This window comes from Streptomyces sp. NBC_01478, from assembly GCF_036227225.1.
Lineage (GTDB): Bacteria > Actinomycetota > Actinomycetes > Streptomycetales > Streptomycetaceae > Streptomyces.
Map to the genome: position 1 here is coordinate 10,770,868 of NZ_CP109444.1, position 17,262 is coordinate 10,788,129.

Below are 17,262 nucleotides of genomic sequence, written 5' to 3' on the forward strand. Positions count from 1 at the left end.
TGGGGCAAGGTGCGATCAGAGACCGGCGACCAGGTTCGTGACCGGGGCCACGCTCAGGCCGGTGGTGCCCTCGACCGTGCCGATGACCGAGTCGACCAGGCCGGAGACCGGGACAACGCCGTCGACCAGGTTGGTGACGGTGCCGAGGGCGTTCAGGGAGAGACCACCGGAGACGTTGTCGAGCTCGGCGTCGGAGATCTCGGCGGTCTGGACCTGGGGGGTGGAGTTCATGGGGGAACTTCCCTTCATATGGATATTCACAAGGGGGGAGCGGCCCCCTCTGGGGACAGATGACGGCCGCGACCGCAGGCGCCGGGCGGGCGTCGTTTCCGGAGCCCTCGAGGCTCCTGCGGTGCGATGGATCAAAGCACGCGGCCGCTGGGCGCAGCCAATCAAACTCCTGTCCCACCAGGGCACTTGAGCCTCAGGGGGCGCGAACCGTGCAGGCGTGGGCACGAGGTGTCGGCGACTTCTTCACACGCTGCACGGCATCGCTGCGCGCGAAGGGTTGCGGCGCCGAACCGGAATCGGGCACTCCCCACCAAAGACCTTTCCGGGGGTGTGTGCATGTGCAGATCCGTCGCGTCCGGTGACGTCGTTGGGTACGCGCTGTGCAGATTCCCTGAAGCGAGGATTCCGCTCACTGTTCTCTACGGACCGTCGCCGATCGACCGCGTTCCGTGTCGGTCCGTGGAGTGTGCCGGGAGTGCGCGAACCGGGACCGTGTGCGGGCAGGTTTGATCTCCACCGATTCGATCAAGACATCCGCCCGCTCGGGGCGTGCCGGTCGGACCGGGGCCGCAACACCGACGCCACAGGCCTGCGACCACCTCGTACCCCCGCCGGGTCAGGGCTTGCACATGGCTGATTCCCGTTTTCGTAAAGGAAGTTGGGAAACGGAATTGAACACCTCGCGTGACACGTGCGTATCAACGGGCATCCAGGCGCCCCCCCATAAGCCGCCGCCCGGCGGCACAGACCCCGGTCCCCAGGAGGTCGAGAAGTTTGAGTCACAAGCGAATTCCGAAGCGCAAGGCCGCAATAGCCATCGGCGGTGTCGCTGCTCTCGGAGCGGCGGCGATCCTGCTGCCGAACGCCAACGCGTCCCAGGACAACTCGGCAGGCGCCGCCACCCCCAAGACGCTCAAGGCGACGGGCGCCTCCGACCTCTCCGCGCAGATCGCCGGACTGCTGGGTGACGCCTTCGCCGGGTCCTACTACGACAGCGGCACGCAGCAGCTCGTCGTCAACGTGATCTCGGGCGACAACAACAACGTGGTCGTGCAGGCGGAGAAGGCCGGCGCCAAGGTGCGCGAGGTGCAGAACAGCACCGCCGAACTCACCGCCGCCGCCCAGGTGTTGAAGACCAAGGCGACCGTCCCCGGCACCGCCTGGTCGGTCGACCCGAAGACCAACAAGATCCAGGTCCTCGCGGACAGCACCGTCACGGGCACCAAGTGGGACACCGTGCTGTCGACGGTCAAGAGCCTCGGCACCGACATGGCGACCGTCAAGAAGACCGCCGGCTCCTTCAAGACGCTGGTGTCCGGCGGCGACGCCATCTTCGCCCAGACCGACCAGGGCGGCGTGCGCTGCTCCCTCGGCTTCAACGTCACCGCGAGCGACGGCACCCCCGCCTTCCTGACCGCCGGACACTGCGGCGTCGCGGCGAAGCAGTGGTCCGACTCGCAGGACGGCCAGCCGATCGCCACGGTCGACCAGGCCACGTTCCCCGTCAGCGACTTCTCCCTCGTGAAGTACGACGACCCGGCGACGCAGACCACGAGCGACGTCAACGTCGGCAACGGTCAGACCGTCCAGATCACCCAGGCCGAGGACGCCACGGTCGGCACCCAGGTCTTCCGGATGGGCTCCACCACCGGTCTGCACGACGGCACGGTCACCGGGCTCGACGCGACGGTCAACTTCCAGAGCGAGACCGACCCCAACGGTGTCGACACCGTCAACGGCCTCATCCAGACGGACGTCTGCGCCGAGGCGGGTGACAGCGGCGGCTCGCTCTTCACCCAGGACGGCGGCGCGGTCGGCCTCACCTCCGGCGGCAGCGGCGACTGCACCAGCGGCGGCGAGACCTTCTTCCAGCCGGTCACCGCCGCGCTGACGGCGACCGGGGCCACTCTCGGCGACGCCGGTGCGGGCGCGGGTGCGGGCGACGACACCGCCACGGCCGACCCGTCGGCGACCGCCGCGGACCCGTCCGCCACCGACGGCACCGGTGACGAGTCCGGAGTCGTCGATCCGTCCGCGACCGACGGCACCGGTGACGAGTCCGGAGTCGTCGACCCGTCCGCGACCGACGGCACGGGCGATCAGACCGGCACCGGTGAGGACCAAAGCGGCACCGGCCAGGACACGGGCACCGGAGCCGACGACGGTTCCTCGCTCACCTCGAACCACTGATCCGACCCCTTCCAGCAGTTCAGGTCGGCGGTGGATCGGTCCGGCCCTCCGGCGGGAGGGCCGGGCCGCCCCGCGTGCACGTGTCAGTCGGGGCCCGGCTCCCGGGCCCGCAGCAGAAGCAGCGCCACGTCGTCGATCCGCTCCCTCGCCGAGGCGCTGTGCCGCACCAGTTCGTCGGCGATCTCCTCCAGCGGCAACTCCCCGGCCGCGGCGAGCCGTTGCCCCAGTTCGGCCAGGGCGTCCTCGATGTCGACGCCGGGGGACTCGATGAGCCCGTCGGTGTAGAGGGCGAGCACGGAGCCGGGCGCGAGATCGACCTCCGTCGTCGGATAGACCGCGTCCGCGTCGATGCCCAGCAGCGGACCGCCCGCCAGGTCCAGCACCCGCACCCGCCCGTCCGGACGGCGCAGCAACGGCGGCGGATGCCCGGCACGCGCCATCACGGCCGTACCGCGCGCGGGATCGAGCCGTAGATACAGACAGCTCGCGAAGAGCTCGGACCCGAGGTCGATCAGCAGCCGGTTGGTGCTGCGCATGACCTCCTCCGGAGCCTGGCCGACCGTGGTGTACGCACGGACGGCGGTCCGGATCTGCCCCATCAGCCCGGCCGCGGTCACGTTGTGCCCCTGCACATCGCCGATCACCGCCGCCAGGCCCTCGGACGTCACCAGGTCGTAGAAGTCGCCGCCGATCTCCATGCCCTGCGTGGCCGGCAGATAGCGGGCGGCGGCCTCGATGCCCGGCAGCGACGGCAGCGAGTGCGGCAGCAGCGCCGCCTGCAGGCCATGGGCGAGTCGGTTCTTCGCGTCGTAGAGCAGCGCACGCTCCAGCGCCTGCGCGATCAGCCCGCCCAGACTCGTCAGCACGGCCCGCTCGTCCGCCGGGAAGACATGCGGCTCGCCGTACGCCAGCACACAGGTGCCGACCGGGCGGCCGGACGCGATCAGCGGCAGATACGCCCAGGCCTCGAACCCGTCGGGCGTGCAGTGCCGGCTCGGATACAGCCGTTCCAGCTCCTGCCGTGAGTCGAAGAACGCGGGCACACCGCCGTTCAACGCGGCCGTCCCCGGCGTCGACTCGGTCAGCGCCATCCCGTCGAAGCGCTCCACGACCTGCGGGTCCGGGTAGCCGCGCTGCCCCAGCACATGCAGCCGCCCGCCCCGCGAACCGAGGACGACCAGCGCCTGGCTGCCCACGGCAGGCGCGACCTCGTCCGCGATCAACTGCACCACGTCCTCCACCCCGACCGCCTCGGTGAGCGCCCCGGCCAGGCTCAGCACCTGCGAGATCGACACCAGCCGCGACGGCCCCTCACCCGGCCGCGGCGCCGCCCGGCCCAGCTCCGTCACCGCCCGCGCCCGGCTGATCCGCACACTCAGCCCGGTCGTGTTCGGATACATCCGGAACGACAGCCACTCGCCGGGCGGCCGCAACGCCACGAACGACGTGACCTGCTGACTGAGCAGCGCGGCCCGGTAACGGTCCTCGTACACCGGGTCGTTGAGCCAGGACACCGCCGCCCACAACTGGGTGCCCAGCAGACGGCTCACCGACATGCCGAGCAGCTCCCCGGCCGCCGCGTTCGCGAAGCCCACCCGCCCGTGCAGATCCAGCGAACACAGCCCGTACGGCAGCCGGGCCACCATCCGCGCCGCCTCGACCGTGCCCAGCGTCCCGGCCACACTCGTCGCGGGCCCCGTCGCCAGCAGATCGGGCTCCGCCCGCGCCGGGTGCCGCTCCTCGGCGGCCCGTTCCAGCCGTACCGCGAGCCGGTCGCAGGCGGCGGTCAGTTGGTCGCGGTCCCGGTCGGAGAGGACCGGCGGATGCGAACCGGGCCAGGTCACGAACACCGAGCCGTAGACCCTGGCCGCCGTGGCCACGGGCACGGCGGCCAGCGCGAAGGGATACGGCAGCACGACCGCGATGCGCGGATAGCGGCGGGCCATGTCCTCCTCGCCGCCGACCCAGATCAGCCGCCGTTCACGCACCGCCTCGGCGACCGGGATCGGCGCGCTCAGCCCGACCCGCTCCCAGGGTGCCGCGAAGGCGCGGGGCAGCCCGGCCATGACCGCCATCTCCAGCACCGGCTCGTCGGGCGTCAGCAGATACACCGCACCCGAGTGCGCGTGGACGCCGTCCATCATCGCGGCCAGCGCGAGCGACAGCATCGGCCGCCCGACCGGCGACCCGGCGACCGTCGGCGCCTGCCCGTCCGACACGCCGACCACCTCCTTGCCCGGCCCGCTGTCCCACGGATCAGGCTCCACCCTGGGAGCGCGACGCGCACGGCGAGCGTCGCCGCGGTCGCGCGACGGGGGGCCATCCGGTGGCTCATCTCCACGTAACGGTCACAGGGGCTGCGCCGTCGCTGTATAAGCGCTGTAATTGCGGACGTGGTCAGTGAGGGCGCTGTGGGACGCAGAGCGGGAACGCTGCGTGCCGAAATGGCCCTCAAAACGCTCACCACCGACCTCGGCCCCCACGAACGACTGCGCCGCGTCCTCGAACAGGCCCTCGTCTTCGCCGGTGCGAGCTTCGCCGGGGTGTACACACCCGGCGACGACGCGGACCTGCTGTGCCTGGTCGAGTCGGCCGGTGTGCCACGCACGCTGTACGGACTGCGGGACGGCTATCCGGCGTCCGGGGGAGCACCGGTCGCCGAGGCACGGCGGGCCGGGCACCCGGTGTGGTTCGGCCCCGAGGAACTCGCCGCGGGCTGCGACGCGCGACGCCTGCCGACGGGGGAGTTCCACCTCGCGGCCCTGCCCGTGCGCGGCGAGAGGGGCGGCGGCTGTCTGCTCGTGGTGAGCGAACGCCCGGCCGGGTTCGGCGCCGAGGACCGCGAATGCCTCGCGCTGATCGCCGAGGCGGTCGCGATCCCGGTACCGGCCGAGGCCGTCGCGGGCGAGGACCTGGCCGCGGGCGCGTTCGACCTGGCCATGGACACCGGGCGGGTCGAGGTCGGCGGCGACGTCCTGGAACTGTTCGGGCTCGGCACCGGCGACTTCGACGGCAAGGTCGAGACCCTGCTCGGGCTGACCGTGCCGGAGGACCTGCCCTCGCTGATGTCCGTCGTCGAGGCCGACCACATGGCCATCGGCGACCGCGAGCTGGAGTTCCGGGTCCTGCAGCCGTCGGGAACACCGAAGTGGCTGCGGCTGCGCGGCCGGCTCCTGCCCGGCGGCGACGGCCGCCCGGCCCGCCTCGTCGGCACCGTCGGCGACGCCTCCCAACTGCGCTCCGGCGTCAACGACGTGGCCCGCGTCCAGCGTCTCGCCGCCGCGCTCGCCATGGCCGGCACGGTCCGCGACGTCAGCCAGGCCGTGGTCGCCGCCCTGCGCAAACCGCTGCGCGCCGACCGCATCGCGCTCGCCGAACTGGAGGGCGACCGCCTCGTCGTCACCGTCCTCGACCCGCCCGAACCGGAGTCCTGGCCCGAGCTGTGGCGCCAGGAGTGGCGCAGCGAATGGCCCGACGCGCCCGTGCGCACCATGCCCACCCTCGCCGCCGCCCTGCGCGAGGGCCGCGCCGCGATCTGGCCCGCCGGCACCGACCTGGAACCCGCCCTCGCCGAGGTCGGACCGGGCGGCCTCGCCGTCCTGCCGCTGTCCGCGGGCGGCCGGGTCTCCGGTGCCTGCCTGATCGGCTGGGACGACCCGCACGTCTTCGGCCCCGACGAACGCGCCCTGCTCACCGCCTCCGCCGGCCTCGCCGGACAGGCCCTGATGCGCGCCCACGCCTTCGACGCCGAGCACGAACTCGTCGGCATGCTCCAGCGCCAACTGCTGCCGCGCCGCCTGCCGAACCTGCCCGGCGCGGTCGCCGTCGCCCGCTATCTGCCGACCACGGCCGGACTCGAGGTCGGCGGCGACTGGTACGACGTGATCCCGCTGCCCGACAACCACGTGGCCCTCGTCATCGGCGACGTCCAGGGCCACAACGCGGGCGCCGCCACCCTCATGGGCCAGATGCGCACCGCGCTGCGCGCCTACGCCGTCGAGGGACACCCGCCCGACGTCGTCGTCTCGCACGCCAACCGCCTCCTCATCGACCTGGAGACCGACCTCTTCGCCACCTGCTGCTACGTCGACGTCAACCTGGAGGAGGGCTCCGCCTGGTACGTGCGGGCCGGTCATCTGCCGCCCGTCCTGCGCCACCCGGACGGCAGCACCGAGATCTCCTCCGCGGACGGCGGACCGCCGCTCGGCGTGGTGACCCAGGCCGACTTCCCGATGAGCCCGCTGCGACTCCAGCCCGGCACCGTCGTCGCCCTCACCACCGACGGCCTCGTGGAGTCCAAGGAGGCCGACATCGACGAGGGCCTCGACCGCCTCGCCCACGGCCTCGCCGTCTCCGACCCCGCCCACCTCGGCCTCGTCGCCGACGCCCTGCTCGGCAACGCCCGCCGCGAGGACGACGTAGCCCTCCTCCTCATGCGCTACGACGGCCTCGCCACCCGCCCCCGCCGGGAGAACTGGACGGTGTGGCGCGTCCCCGAGGCGGCCCGGCACGCCCGCCGCTTCACCAGGCGCACCCTGCGCACCTGGGGCGTCCCCGAGGAGACCGACACCATCCTCCTCGTCGTCTCCGAGCTGGTCACCAACGCCCTGGTGCACACCGACGGACCGGTCCGCCTCGACCTCACCCTCGTCAACCGGCGGTTCCGCGTCGCCGTCGCCGACTCCTCGCCGCGCACCCCGGTCAAACCCACCAGCATCGGCTGGGAGGCCACCGGCGGCCGCGGCATCCTCCTCGTCGAGGCCATGTCGGCGGCCTGGGGCACGGTGCCGGTGAGCGGCGGCAAACAGGTGTGGGCCGAGATCGAGCTCGACGGGTAGACGGCCGCACGGGTGCCCCTCGGGCCACGTAGCGGCAGGTCGGGGCCGCCGCGCGCGCCCGCCGTGATGGGGTGCGTGCTTGTGGCACACACCTTCGAGGAACTCGTAGAGAAGCACCGCGCGGCCCAAGCGGCCCGCGCCCGGGTCAAGGAGATGCGGGACTCCCTGGGAGCCCCCGCCCACGAACCCTGGACCGAGGCCCAGACCGACACCTACGAGACCGCCTGGCGGGCCTGGCGCGACCTGGCCCGCGACATGCAGTCCGCGGCGGACGAGTACGCGAGGGACGAGGGCCTCGACCGGGCCGAGGTCGAGGCGGACGTGGAGCGGGCGGCGGGAGATGCGCCCGGCCCGACGGCCGGCTAGACACCTCACGGCCCCCTCATCGTTGGCCGGTCGTAATAAACGAACATAGGGAGGAACGATGCGCGTCCGAAGATGACGCTAAGGTGAAGCGATGAAGGCTCTCGTTCTCTCCGGCGGCACTGGATCCCGCCTGAGGCCGATCACACACACATCGGCAAAACAGCTCGTCCCGGTGGCCAACAAGGCCGTCCTTTTCTACGGGCTCGAATCACTCGCCGACGCGGGCATCACCGAGGTCGGCATCATCGTCGGTGACACCGCGGCGGAGATCGAGGAGGCGGTGGGCGACGGGTCGAAGTTCGGCCTGAAGGTCACCTACATCCCGCAGGACCAGCCCCTCGGACTGGCCCACGCCGTGCTGATCGCGCGCGAGTACCTCGGCGACGACGACTTCGTGATGTACCTCGGTGACAACTTCATCGTCGGCGGCATCACCGGCCTCGTCGAGGGCTTTCAGGCCAACAAGCCCGACGCGCAGATCCTCCTCACCCACGTGCCCGACCCGCGCTCCTTCGGCGTCGCCGAACTCAGCGAGTCCGGCCAGGTCATCGGCCTGGAGGAGAAGCCGAAGCACCCCAAGAGCGACCTCGCTCTGGTCGGTGTCTACCTCTTCACGCCCGCCATCCACGACGCCGTGCGCGCCATCAAGCCGTCCTGGCGCGGCGAGCTGGAGATCACCCACGCCATCCAGCAGTTGATCGACGACGGCGCCGACGTGCGCTCCTCGGTCATCCACGGCTACTGGAAGGACACGGGCAACGTCGTCGACATGCTCGAGGTCAACCGGACCGTCCTGGAGAGCATGGACCGCCGCATCGACGGCGAGGTCGACGACGCCTCCGAGACCATCGGCCGCGTGGTGATCGAGGAAGGCGCGCGCATCGAGCGTTCGCGCATCGTCGGACCCGTCGTCATCGGGGCCGGAACCGTGGTGAGCGACTCCTACATCGGGCCGTTCACCTCGGTCGCGGAGAACTGCCGGATCACCGACAGTGAGCTGGAGTTCTCCATAGTGCTGCAGGACTCGTCCATCGCCGGGGTGGGCCGGATCGAGTCCTCGCTCATCGGCAAGCACGTCGAAGTGACCCCCGCTCCGGGGGTACCCAGCGCCCACCGCCTCGTTCTCGGAGACCACAGCAAGGTGCAGATCCGTTCATGAATCTCCTCGTCACCGGCGCCGCCGGCTTCATCGGTTCCACGTACGCCCGCATGCTCCTCGCCTCGGACGCGCCCGACGCGCCCCGCATCACGGTGCTGGACAAGCTCACGTACGCCGGCACGCTCGACAACCTCGAAATAGGCCACCCGCGCCTCGAGTTCGTCCAGGGCGACATCTGCGACGCCGAACTGGTCGACAAGCTGATGGCCGAGGCCGACCAGGTCGTCCACTTCGCCGCCGAGTCCCACGTGGACCGCTCGATCGACGGCGCCGGCGACTTCGTCCGCACCAACGTGGTGGGCACCCAGGTCCTGCTCGACGCGGCCCTGCGCTACAGCGTGCCGTTCGTGCACGTCTCCACCGACGAGGTCTACGGCTCCATCGACGAGGGCTCCTGGCCCGAGACCCACCCGCTCGCGCCGAACTCGCCGTACTCCGCGTCGAAGGCCTCCTCCGACCTGCTCGCCCTGGCCTACCACCGCACCCACGGCCTTGACGTGCGCGTCACCCGCTGCTCGAACAACTACGGGCCGCACCAGTTCCCCGAGAAGGTCATCCCGCTGTTCGTCAGCAACCTCCTCGACGGCAAGAAGGTCCCGCTCTACGGCGAGGGCCTCAACGTCCGCGACTGGCTGCACGTCGAGGACCACTGCCAGGGCATCGAGCTCGTGCGCACCAAGGGCCGGGCCGGCGAGGTCTACAACATCGGCGGCGGCACGGAGCTCAGCAACAAGGAGCTCACCGGCCTCCTCCTCGAGGCCTGCGGCGCGGACTGGGACCGGGTCGAGCGCGTCGAGGACCGCAAGGGCCACGACCTGCGCTACTCCGTCGACTGGTCCAAGATCCACGACGAGCTCGGCTACCAGCCGCGGCACGACTTCGCGAGCGGCCTGGCCGACACCGTCGCCTGGTACCGCGACAACCGTGCCTGGTGGGAACCCCTCAAGGCACGGGTGGAGCGCGGCTGATGAAGTGGCTGGTCACCGGAGCCGGCGGGATGCTCGGCCACGACGTACTGGAGGAACTCGCCCGTCGCGGTGAGCAGTTCGTCGGACTCGACCGCGCCGCCCTGGACATCACCGACCCCGCGTCGGTGGACCGGGCGTTCGCGGCACACCACCCCGACGTGGTGGTGAACTGCGCGGCGTACACCGCCGTCGACGACGCCGAGACCGACGAGGAGCGGGCCCTTCTCATCAACGGCGAGGGCCCCCGGATCCTCGCCCGCGCCTGCGCCGCCTCCGGCGCGCGCCTGGTCCACGTCTCCACGGACTACGTCTTCGACGGCGAGGCCCGCAGCACGCCGTACCCGGAGAACCACCCCACCGCCCCGCGCACCGCGTACGGCCGGACCAAACTCGTGGGCGAGCAGGCCGTGTTGGCCGAACTGCCCGGTGCGAGCGCCGTCGTGCGCACGGCTTGGCTGTACGGAGCCTGTGGGGGTAACTTCGTCCGCACGATGATCGAGCTGGAGGCACGTCGCGACACTCTCGACGTCGTCGACGACCAGCGCGGTCAGCCGACCTGGACCGCCGACGTCGCCGTGCGGATCGCCGATCTCGGTGAACGCATCGGTCAAGTCGAAGGCGCGCACGGAGTGTTCCACGCGACCAGCTCCGGTGAGACCAGTTGGCACGGTCTCGCACAGGAGGTGTTCCGGCTCCTCGACGCCGACCCGGAACGCGTGCGTCCCACCACGAGCGCGGCCTTCGTCCGTCCGGCGCCCCGCCCCGCCTACAGCGCCCTCGGGCACGAGCGGTGGCGGGAGGTCGGCCTGGAACCGCCTAGGGACTGGCGGTCCGCCCTGCACGAAGCACTTCCTCACATCCGCAAGGAGATTTCTTCGTGAAACGTCATGAGTTCCTGCGGGGGCTCCACAAGTCAACCGCGAACCGCAACTACCTGGAGATCGGCGTCAACGACGGCCGCAGCCTGACGCTCTCCCGGGTGCCCAGCGTTGCGATCGATCCCGCGTTCAAGGTGGTCACGGAGATCCGCTGTGACGTCCACCTGGCCAAGGCGACCAGTGACGACTTCTTCGCCCGGGACAACCCGCTGGTGCACCTGCGCGGCGGCCGTCACCCGCTGCGTCAACTGGCCCGCAACCGGAGCCCGTTGGGCTGGTGGAAGACCACCACGCTGGACCTGTCGTTCATCGACGGCATGCACCTGTTCGAGTACGCGCTGCGCGACTTCATCAACGTGGAGAAGCACTCGGACTGGGCCAGCGTCATCGTCTTCGACGACATGCTGCCGCGCAGCATCGACGAGGCCGCCCGGGACCGGCACACCGACGCCTGGACCGGCGACGTCTACAAGCTGGTCGAGATCCTCGCCCGCTACCGTCCGGACCTGGTGACGGTCCTGGTCGACACCCAGCCCACGGGTCAGCTCGTGGTCTTCGGCGCCGACCCGACCAGCACGGTCCTCCAGGACAAGTACGACGAGATCATCGCCGAGTTCGAGGTCCCGGACCCGCAGAAGGTGCCCGAGGCGATCCTGGAGCGCACCACCGCGGTGAAGCCCGAGGCGCTGCTGGGTGCCGGCTTCTGGGGCCCCCTCGCCAAAGCCCGTGACCGCGGGACCAAGCGGTCCCGCGGCTGGGAGCCCCTGCGCCGCTCGGTGGAGCAGCTCAGCGTCAGTCGCTGATCTGCCCACCGCGCAGTCGCTCGTAGTAGGCGGAGCAGTCCGCGTAGGACGGAAGAAGTCCTGACTGCTCCGCCTCTGCCAATGTGGGCGCCTCGGCGTCCTTCTCCGACAGCACCGGCTCGAAGCCCTCGGGCCAGGCGATGCCCAGCGCGGGGTCGAGCGGGTTGATCCCGTGCTCACGTCCGGGCGAGTAACCCGTCGAGCACAGGTACACCACCGTCGCGTCGTCGCTGAGCGCCATGAACGCGTGCCCCAGCCCCTCCGCGAGGAACACGGCGTGGTGGGTGTCGTCGTCCAGCCGTACGGCCTCCCACTGACCGAACGTGGGAGAGCCGACGCGGATGTCCACGATCACGTCGAGGACCGCGCCGCGCACGCACTTCACGTACTTGGCCTGGCTCGGCGGCACATCGGAGAAGTGCACACCGCGCACCACACCGCGCCGCGAGACCGAGCAGTTGGCCTGCGCCAGCTCCAGGTCGTACCCGGTGGCCTCGCGGAACTCCGCACCGCGGTACCACTCGTGGAAACTGCCGCGGTCGTCAGGGAAGACCTTGGGTTCCAGGACCCAGGCGCCTTCAATTCCCAGTGCTCGCACGTTCTTCCGTCCTCCATGACTTGCTCGGGTACCGCGTCCCGCTCGGGTACCGCGTCCCGCTCGGGTACCGCTACTTGCTACTTGTTCAGGGCGCGCTTCAGCTTGCGCGCCACCCGGCGGGCCAGCCCGGGCTTGGGCTTGGCGGCCACCGGCTTCGGCGCCGGCTTGGGCTCGGCGGGCTTGGGCGCCGGCAGCGCCTCCACGCGGACACCGGCGGCGTCACCGGCCAGCCGTACCGGCAGCGCCAGGAAACGCTGGCCGGTGGCGGCCGGGGCCAGGCACACCGACGCGTTCCACGCCAGGTCCTTCAGCTCGGCGGCGGGCACCTCGGCGGCCAGCCGGACGCCGGAGGACTCGGGGGAGACCACGCCGGGCACGTCCAGCGTCGTACCGGACGACTTGTGGGTCAGGCGCAGCAGTACGTCCGTGGTGGCGGCGACGTAGAAGGGGAGCAGGACGCCGACGCGGGCGCCGGTGACCGTGAAGTCCTCGGGCTTGAGGTCGGCGAGGCCGAGGCGCTTGCTCGCCTTGTCGATGTCCAGCGAGAAGTTGCCGTGCGGCTCCGTGTAGTACGGGAGCATCACCTGGCCGGCGACGACACCGGCGTGCCCGGCGTTCTCCCCGTGCTGCGGGACCGGGCCGAGGCGGCACTCCTTGTTCCAGGAGCCGATCACGACGCGGACGTAGGTGTCCCAGAGGCCGGCGCCCAGCGGAGTGCCGGCGGCCGCGGTGGCGGGGTCGATCGTGGCCGTGGCGTGCAGCACCAGGCGGACGCCGTCGCCGTCGGCGATCGTCTCGTGCGAGATCTGCACGGGCTGGAAGTGCGAGGCGGCGCTGGTGCGTTCGCGGACGACGAGGTCGGCCGTCGCCTTCTTGAAGTTGGCGGTGGCGTCGGCCGTGAGCATGGCGGTCGCCTCGGCGAGGGTCTTCGGCTCCGGGTGCTTGGGGGCCGGGGCGCCCTCGGCCTCGTAGATCGCCGGCTTGTCGTCGACGACGAACTCGGCCCGGTAGTGGACCAGCAGTTGGCCGTCCCGCCACTCGATCTCGCCCGGGACCGCCGTCGGCTTGAGGGCGGCCTCCCACTCGGCGAGCTCGACGAGGTCGTCGTAGCGGTCGGCGGCGGCGAGGGCGGCGACGACCCGCAGGCGCGGGCCGAGACCGGCCGCGACGCCGGGGCCGAAGCGCTCGGTCATGACACCGCGGATCTCCTTGAGGAGTTCGCGGCGGTAGTCGTCGGGGGCCTTGAGGAGCCGGCCGCCGCCGAGGCGCTCCATCATCTCCACGCGCAGCCAGCGGCGGTAGATCTTGTCGCGGGCCGGACCCGGCTCGGTGTACTTCTCGACGACGTCGAGGGCCTCGCGCAGGTTCTTGAAGTAGCCGACCGGGTCGAAGCGCTGGAAGCCGGCGTTCGAGGCGTCCTCACGCTTGATGTGGTAGTAGCAGACGTAGTCGCTGAGCACGGCGACGTTGTCCGCGGCGAGGTAGGCCTCCGTCACGAAGACGTGGTCCTCCAGGCGGCGACGCCCCTCCGGGAACCGTAGGTTGATGCGGTCGAGGAACGCGCGGCGGAGCATCTTGTGCGGGGTGAGGCTGTCCATCAGCGGCGCGGTCTCGACCGACGCGTGCGGGTAGTTCTTGCGGAACAGCTCCACGGGTACGGCGCGGCCCTTGCCGGCCATCTTGCCGACGATGACATCGGCGCCGTTGGCCACGCCGTACTCGTACATCCGCTCCAGGGCCTCGTCACCGAGGTAGTCGTCGTTGTCGACGAACATGACGAACTCGCCCTGGGACGCGGCGATGCCGACGTTGCGGGGCTTGCCCGACCAGCCCGAGGCCTCCTGGTGGATGACCCGGATGTGGGGGTGCTCGGCGGCGATCTCGTCGAGCCGCGCGGGTGTGCCGTCCGTCGAGCCGTCGTTGACGAAGATCGCCTCGTACTCGTCGTTAGGCAGGGACTGCCTGAGGAGAGAGGAGATGCAATCCTCGATATAGGGCCCTGGGTTGTACACAGGGACGACGACACTGACCTTGACCGACATCCGGCTTCTGGCCCCCTTGTTTGTGGTGCGCGTTGCCCGATGCGGAACGGCGCGGTGGGCTGATGCTAACCCGGTCGGTCTGGATGCCGCCCATTGGGCCGGTGTTGGGCAACGGTTAACCCGCAGTAGACCGATGTCAGCTCACGTCGTGGGTCTTGGCCAGAAGTTCCAGGACCTCGGCGGACGTGCCCGTCTCGCCAAGACGCGGGAAGATCCGCCCGATGCTGTGGGCGTGCGACACCGCGTCCAGATCGCTCATCGCGTCCGTGGCGAGGGTCACGTGGTAGCCGTGCTCGTGGGCCGCGCGGGCGGTGGACTCGACGCCGATGCTGGTGGCGATGCCGGTCAGCACGATCTGTGTGACACCGCGCCGGCGCAGTTGTACGTCGAGGTCGGTGCCGTGGAAGGCACCCCAGTTGCGCTTGATCACCTGGATGTCGCCGGGGTGCCCGGCCAGTTCGTCGACGATGACGTCCCAGCCCTCGGGGCGGGTCGCGCCGCCGCCGCGCTGCTGCTCGGTACGGCCGGGCACCGCGTCCGCGCCGTCGGCGGCGAAGGTGACCCGGACCAGGACCACGGGAAGCCGGGCGGCCCGGAAGGCGTCGGCGAGTCCGACGGTACGGGCGACGACCTCGGGCCCGCTGTACGGCTGGGTCGGGGCGCCGACGATGCCGCCCTGGAGGTCGATCACGACGAGGGCGGTACGCGGGTCGAGGGTGGTGAGTGCCATGGGGCGGGCCTTTCAGGAGGTTCGGGGGGTGAGGGTCCGCAGTGAACGGTCGGGCAGGGTGATCGCCAGGAGCAGCGCCGACCCGACGGCCATGAACAGGGCCAGGCCGTGCAGTCCCGGGGTGTCGGCGCGGTGCGGGAAGAAGGCCGCGGTGGCCGCGGAGGCGGCGAGTGCGCCGAGGTACATGAAGGTGCGCAGCAGTCCGGCGGCGGACGCGATGCGCGCGGGCTCGGCCTGCCGGTACAGGGCGTTCTGCCCGGCCAGCCCGAGCAGGCCCTGCGGTATGCCGAGCACCGCGCCGACGGCGAGCAGCAGCCAGACCGGGCTGCCGGAGCCGACCAGCAACAGCCCGGCGCAGCCGGCGATCTGGACCGCGCTGCCGACGAGCAGCTTGGCGCGGATCGCCTCGCGGCGCCCGGTGAGGGTGGAGACGCAGAGGGCGGTCACCGACAGCGGGAGCAGGACGAGCCCGGCGGCGGAGGCGTGCAGCCCGCGCCCCTCCTCCAGCCACTGCGTGTAGCCGTAGAGGAAGGCGTACGACGTGGTGTAGCCGAGGAACTGGCGGAGGTACGTGGTCACCAGGGGAAGGTTGCCGCCGAGGACCCGCAGGTCGACGAAGGGTTCGGGGACGCGGAGTTCCCGTCGCGCGAAGGCGGTGGCCGCGACGGCGCTGAGGACCGGGAGGTACCACTCGGAGAGCCTGGGGGCGGTCAGGAACATCATCAGCGAGACCAGCATGACGGCGAACAGGAGCATGCCGGGCGGGTCGACCTCGCGTCGGGTGCCCGCCGTGTCCTTGCTCGTCCGCGGCAGCCGGAGCACGCCGAGGACCAGACAGGCAAGGGAGAGGGGCACGTTGACGGTGAAGATCGCGCGCCAGCCGCCGACGCCGATCAGGAAGCCGCCCAGCGTGGGTCCGATCACCGACACCGTCTGCGCGGAGACCGCCAGCGCGGTGAGGACACCGGCCGGACTGTCCTGGCCGGTGCGTTCGGCCTCGCTGCGGGTCAGTTGCATCGCGGCCGGGTAGGCGGCCGAGGTGCCGAACCCGAGCAGGACGCGGGCGGCGATCAGGACACCGAGCGACGGCGCGAGGGCGCCCAGGAGTCCGGCGATGCCGACCAGGGCCGTACCGATGAGATAGAGGCGGCGCGGTCCGTACATGTCGACGAGCCGCCCGATGACCGGCTGCCCCACGGCCGTGGCGAGATACAGCGCCGAGACCAGCCACACCGTCTCCGAGGGCGGGGCCCCGAAGGCGATGCCGATGGGCACGAGGGCCACGGCGATCATCGAGGAGTTGATCGGGTTCAGTACGGAACCGAGGACCATCGGCGCGATCAGCCGCCGGTCGAAACCGGCCGGTGCGGGACGCGCGGTCCGTGCCGGCCGGCCGAGCTTCGGTATCACTGCTCGGAAAGCCGTTCCATCAACGCCAGTGCGTCGAGGATCGTCCGTCGTTCCCGCTCGGTGTACCGGTCCTCGAAGGCGCGGGCGAGCCACTCCTCGCGGACCTGACGGTTGTCCTCGATCCGCTCGCGGCCGGTTTCGGTGAGTGTGACGAGCTGTCTACGGCCGTCCTCGGGATCGGGGCTGCGGCGGATGAGGCCGTGCTGGTCGAGGGCGGCGAGGGTGGCGGCCATCGACTGCGGCCGGACCCCCTCGGCGGACGCCAGTGCGCTGGCCGTGGCCGCGCCGTGCTTGCCGACGAGCGTGAGCGCCGACTCCTGCGAGGGCGTCAGATCCTCGTCCGTCGCCACCTCGCGGATCCGGCGGCGCAGCCGGCTGAACACCACCCGCAGATCGCGTGCGGAGCAGGCGGCGGAGTCGGAGATGCCCGCGGGAGTCTCGGTCGGTTGGTGATCCACGCCCTCACGGTAAGACTCTCAGGTGTACCTGTCCAGGTGGAACTGAACAGGTACACCTGAAGATCTGCGGACCCTAGGCTGAGGTGGTGCGACTGCTGCTGATGTCCGACACCCACCTCCCCAAGCGCGCCAAGGAACTGCCCGCCCGGCTCCTCGCCGAACTCCCGCGCGCCGACGTCGTGTTCCACGCCGGCGACTGGGTCGACACCGCGACCCTCGACCTGCTGGAGAGCCGCAGCCGCCGGCTCGTCGGCGTGTACGGCAACAACGACGGACCCGAACTGCGCGCCAGGCTCCCCGAGGTGGCGTACGCCGACCTGGGCGGCCTGCGCTTCGGCGTCGTCCACGAGACGGGCCCCGCCCAGGGCCGCGAGGCGCGCTGCGCGGCCCGCTTCCCCGGCCTGGACGTGCTGGTCTTCGGGCACAGCCACATCCCCTGGGACACCACGGCCCCGGCCGGCCTGCGCCTGCTCAACCCGGGTTCCCCGACGGACCGGCGGCGCCAGCCGCACTGCACCTATCTGACGGCGACGGTCACCGACGGCACCCTGACGGACCTGGTACTCCACCGGCTGCCGCCGAGGTGACGCG

At 71.2% G+C, this 17,262-nt stretch carries 15 protein-coding genes; 8 read left to right on the top strand and 7 right to left on the bottom strand.

Annotated features, from left to right (window positions below; genetic code table 11):
* Positions 1–15: 15 nt before the first annotated feature.
* Positions 16–231, bottom strand: coding sequence for a type A2 lantipeptide (locus OG223_RS47820; protein WP_329263428.1), 216 nt, complete (start codon positions 229–231; stop codon positions 16–18).
* Positions 232–1,005: 774 nt separating this feature from the next.
* Between OG223_RS47820 and OG223_RS47825 the strand changes: the two genes are divergently transcribed.
* A complete protein-coding gene (locus OG223_RS47825; RefSeq protein ID WP_329263429.1) occupies positions 1,006–2,421 on the top strand; it encodes a S1 family peptidase in 1,416 nt (471 codons plus the stop codon).
* An 83-nt stretch (positions 2,422–2,504) separates the two neighbouring features.
* Here the strand turns inward: OG223_RS47825 and OG223_RS47830 are convergent, their stop codons facing one another.
* Entirely contained in the window at positions 2,505–4,649 is a 2,145-nt protein-coding gene (locus OG223_RS47830) for a SpoIIE family protein phosphatase (protein ID WP_329265850.1), read from the bottom strand.
* A 216-nt stretch (positions 4,650–4,865) separates the two neighbouring features.
* On the opposite strand from OG223_RS47830, the gene OG223_RS47835 reads away from it, so the two are divergent.
* The 6 genes from OG223_RS47835 to OG223_RS47860 all read left to right on the top strand — a co-directional run bounded on the left by OG223_RS47835 (position 4,866) and on the right by OG223_RS47860 (position 11,433).
* On the top strand, positions 4,866–7,259 hold the full coding sequence (locus tag OG223_RS47835; protein WP_329263431.1) for a SpoIIE family protein phosphatase: 2,394 nt from the start codon (positions 4,866–4,868) through the stop codon (positions 7,257–7,259).
* A gap of 81 nt (positions 7,260–7,340) precedes the next feature.
* A complete protein-coding gene (locus OG223_RS47840) occupies positions 7,341–7,625 on the top strand; it encodes a hypothetical protein (RefSeq protein WP_329263433.1) in 285 nt (94 codons plus the stop codon).
* 91 nt (positions 7,626–7,716) lie between these two features.
* Positions 7,717–8,784 carry a glucose-1-phosphate thymidylyltransferase gene (locus OG223_RS47845; RefSeq protein WP_329263435.1) on the top strand — a complete coding sequence of 356 codons (1,068 nt, stop codon included), beginning with the start codon at positions 7,717–7,719 and terminating at the stop codon, positions 8,782–8,784.
* Positions 8,781–9,752: a dTDP-glucose 4,6-dehydratase gene (rfbB, locus tag OG223_RS47850; protein ID WP_329263437.1), complete on the top strand. Its 972-nt coding sequence runs from the start codon at positions 8,781–8,783 to the stop codon at positions 9,750–9,752. Before OG223_RS47845 ends, rfbB begins: the two co-directional genes overlap by 4 nt.
* On the top strand, positions 9,752–10,633 hold the full coding sequence (rfbD, locus tag OG223_RS47855) for a dTDP-4-dehydrorhamnose reductase (RefSeq protein WP_329263438.1): 882 nt from the start codon (positions 9,752–9,754) through the stop codon (positions 10,631–10,633). Before rfbB ends, rfbD begins: the two co-directional genes overlap by 1 nt.
* Positions 10,630–11,433, top strand: a complete 804-nt coding sequence (locus OG223_RS47860; RefSeq protein ID WP_329263440.1) for a class I SAM-dependent methyltransferase — start codon at positions 10,630–10,632, stop codon at positions 11,431–11,433. Before rfbD ends, OG223_RS47860 begins: the two co-directional genes overlap by 4 nt.
* On the opposite strand, the gene rfbC is transcribed toward OG223_RS47860, so the two are convergent.
* From rfbC to OG223_RS47885, 5 genes are all read right to left on the bottom strand, one after another.
* Positions 11,423–12,031 carry a dTDP-4-dehydrorhamnose 3,5-epimerase gene (gene rfbC / locus OG223_RS47865; RefSeq protein ID WP_329263441.1) on the bottom strand — a complete coding sequence of 203 codons (609 nt, stop codon included), beginning with the start codon at positions 12,029–12,031 and terminating at the stop codon, positions 11,423–11,425. The two genes, OG223_RS47860 and rfbC, sit on opposite strands and share 11 nt — an antisense overlap.
* A gap of 77 nt (positions 12,032–12,108) precedes the next feature.
* Entirely contained in the window at positions 12,109–14,073 is a 1,965-nt protein-coding gene (locus OG223_RS47870) for a glycosyltransferase family 2 protein (RefSeq protein WP_329263443.1), read from the bottom strand.
* Positions 14,074–14,209: 136 nt separating this feature from the next.
* Positions 14,210–14,803, bottom strand: a complete 594-nt coding sequence (locus OG223_RS47875; protein WP_329263444.1) for an isochorismatase family protein — start codon at positions 14,801–14,803, stop codon at positions 14,210–14,212.
* Positions 14,804–14,815: 12 nt separating this feature from the next.
* Positions 14,816–16,213, bottom strand: a complete 1,398-nt coding sequence (locus tag OG223_RS47880) for an MFS transporter (protein WP_329263446.1) — start codon at positions 16,211–16,213, stop codon at positions 14,816–14,818.
* Positions 16,210–16,671, bottom strand: a complete 462-nt coding sequence (locus OG223_RS47885) for a MarR family winged helix-turn-helix transcriptional regulator (protein WP_329263447.1) — start codon at positions 16,669–16,671, stop codon at positions 16,210–16,212. Before OG223_RS47885 ends, OG223_RS47880 begins: the two co-directional genes overlap by 4 nt.
* Before the next feature lie 86 nt (positions 16,672–16,757).
* On the opposite strand from OG223_RS47885, the gene OG223_RS47890 reads away from it, so the two are divergent.
* Positions 16,758–17,258 (top strand): metallophosphoesterase family protein, encoded by a 501-nt coding sequence (locus OG223_RS47890; RefSeq protein WP_329263448.1) that lies wholly within the window; start codon positions 16,758–16,760, stop codon positions 17,256–17,258.
* Positions 17,259–17,262 lie beyond the last annotated feature (4 nt).

Coding starts and splice junctions, on each gene's coding strand:
- OG223_RS47875 (WP_329263444.1), bottom strand. CDS start 14,803: ATGGCACTCACCACCCTCGACCCGCGTACCGCCCTCGTCGTGATCGAC.
- OG223_RS47845 (WP_329263435.1), top strand. CDS start 7,717: ATGAAGGCTCTCGTTCTCTCCGGCGGCACTGGATCCCGCCTGAGGCCG.
- OG223_RS47820 (WP_329263428.1), bottom strand. CDS start 231: ATGAACTCCACCCCCCAGGTCCAGACCGCCGAGATCTCCGACGCCGAG.
- rfbB (WP_329263437.1), top strand. CDS start 8,781: ATGAATCTCCTCGTCACCGGCGCCGCCGGCTTCATCGGTTCCACGTAC.
- rfbD (WP_329263438.1), top strand. CDS start 9,752: ATGAAGTGGCTGGTCACCGGAGCCGGCGGGATGCTCGGCCACGACGTA.
- OG223_RS47870 (WP_329263443.1), bottom strand. CDS start 14,073: ATGTCGGTCAAGGTCAGTGTCGTCGTCCCTGTGTACAACCCAGGGCCC.
- OG223_RS47835 (WP_329263431.1), top strand. CDS start 4,866: ATGGCCCTCAAAACGCTCACCACCGACCTCGGCCCCCACGAACGACTG.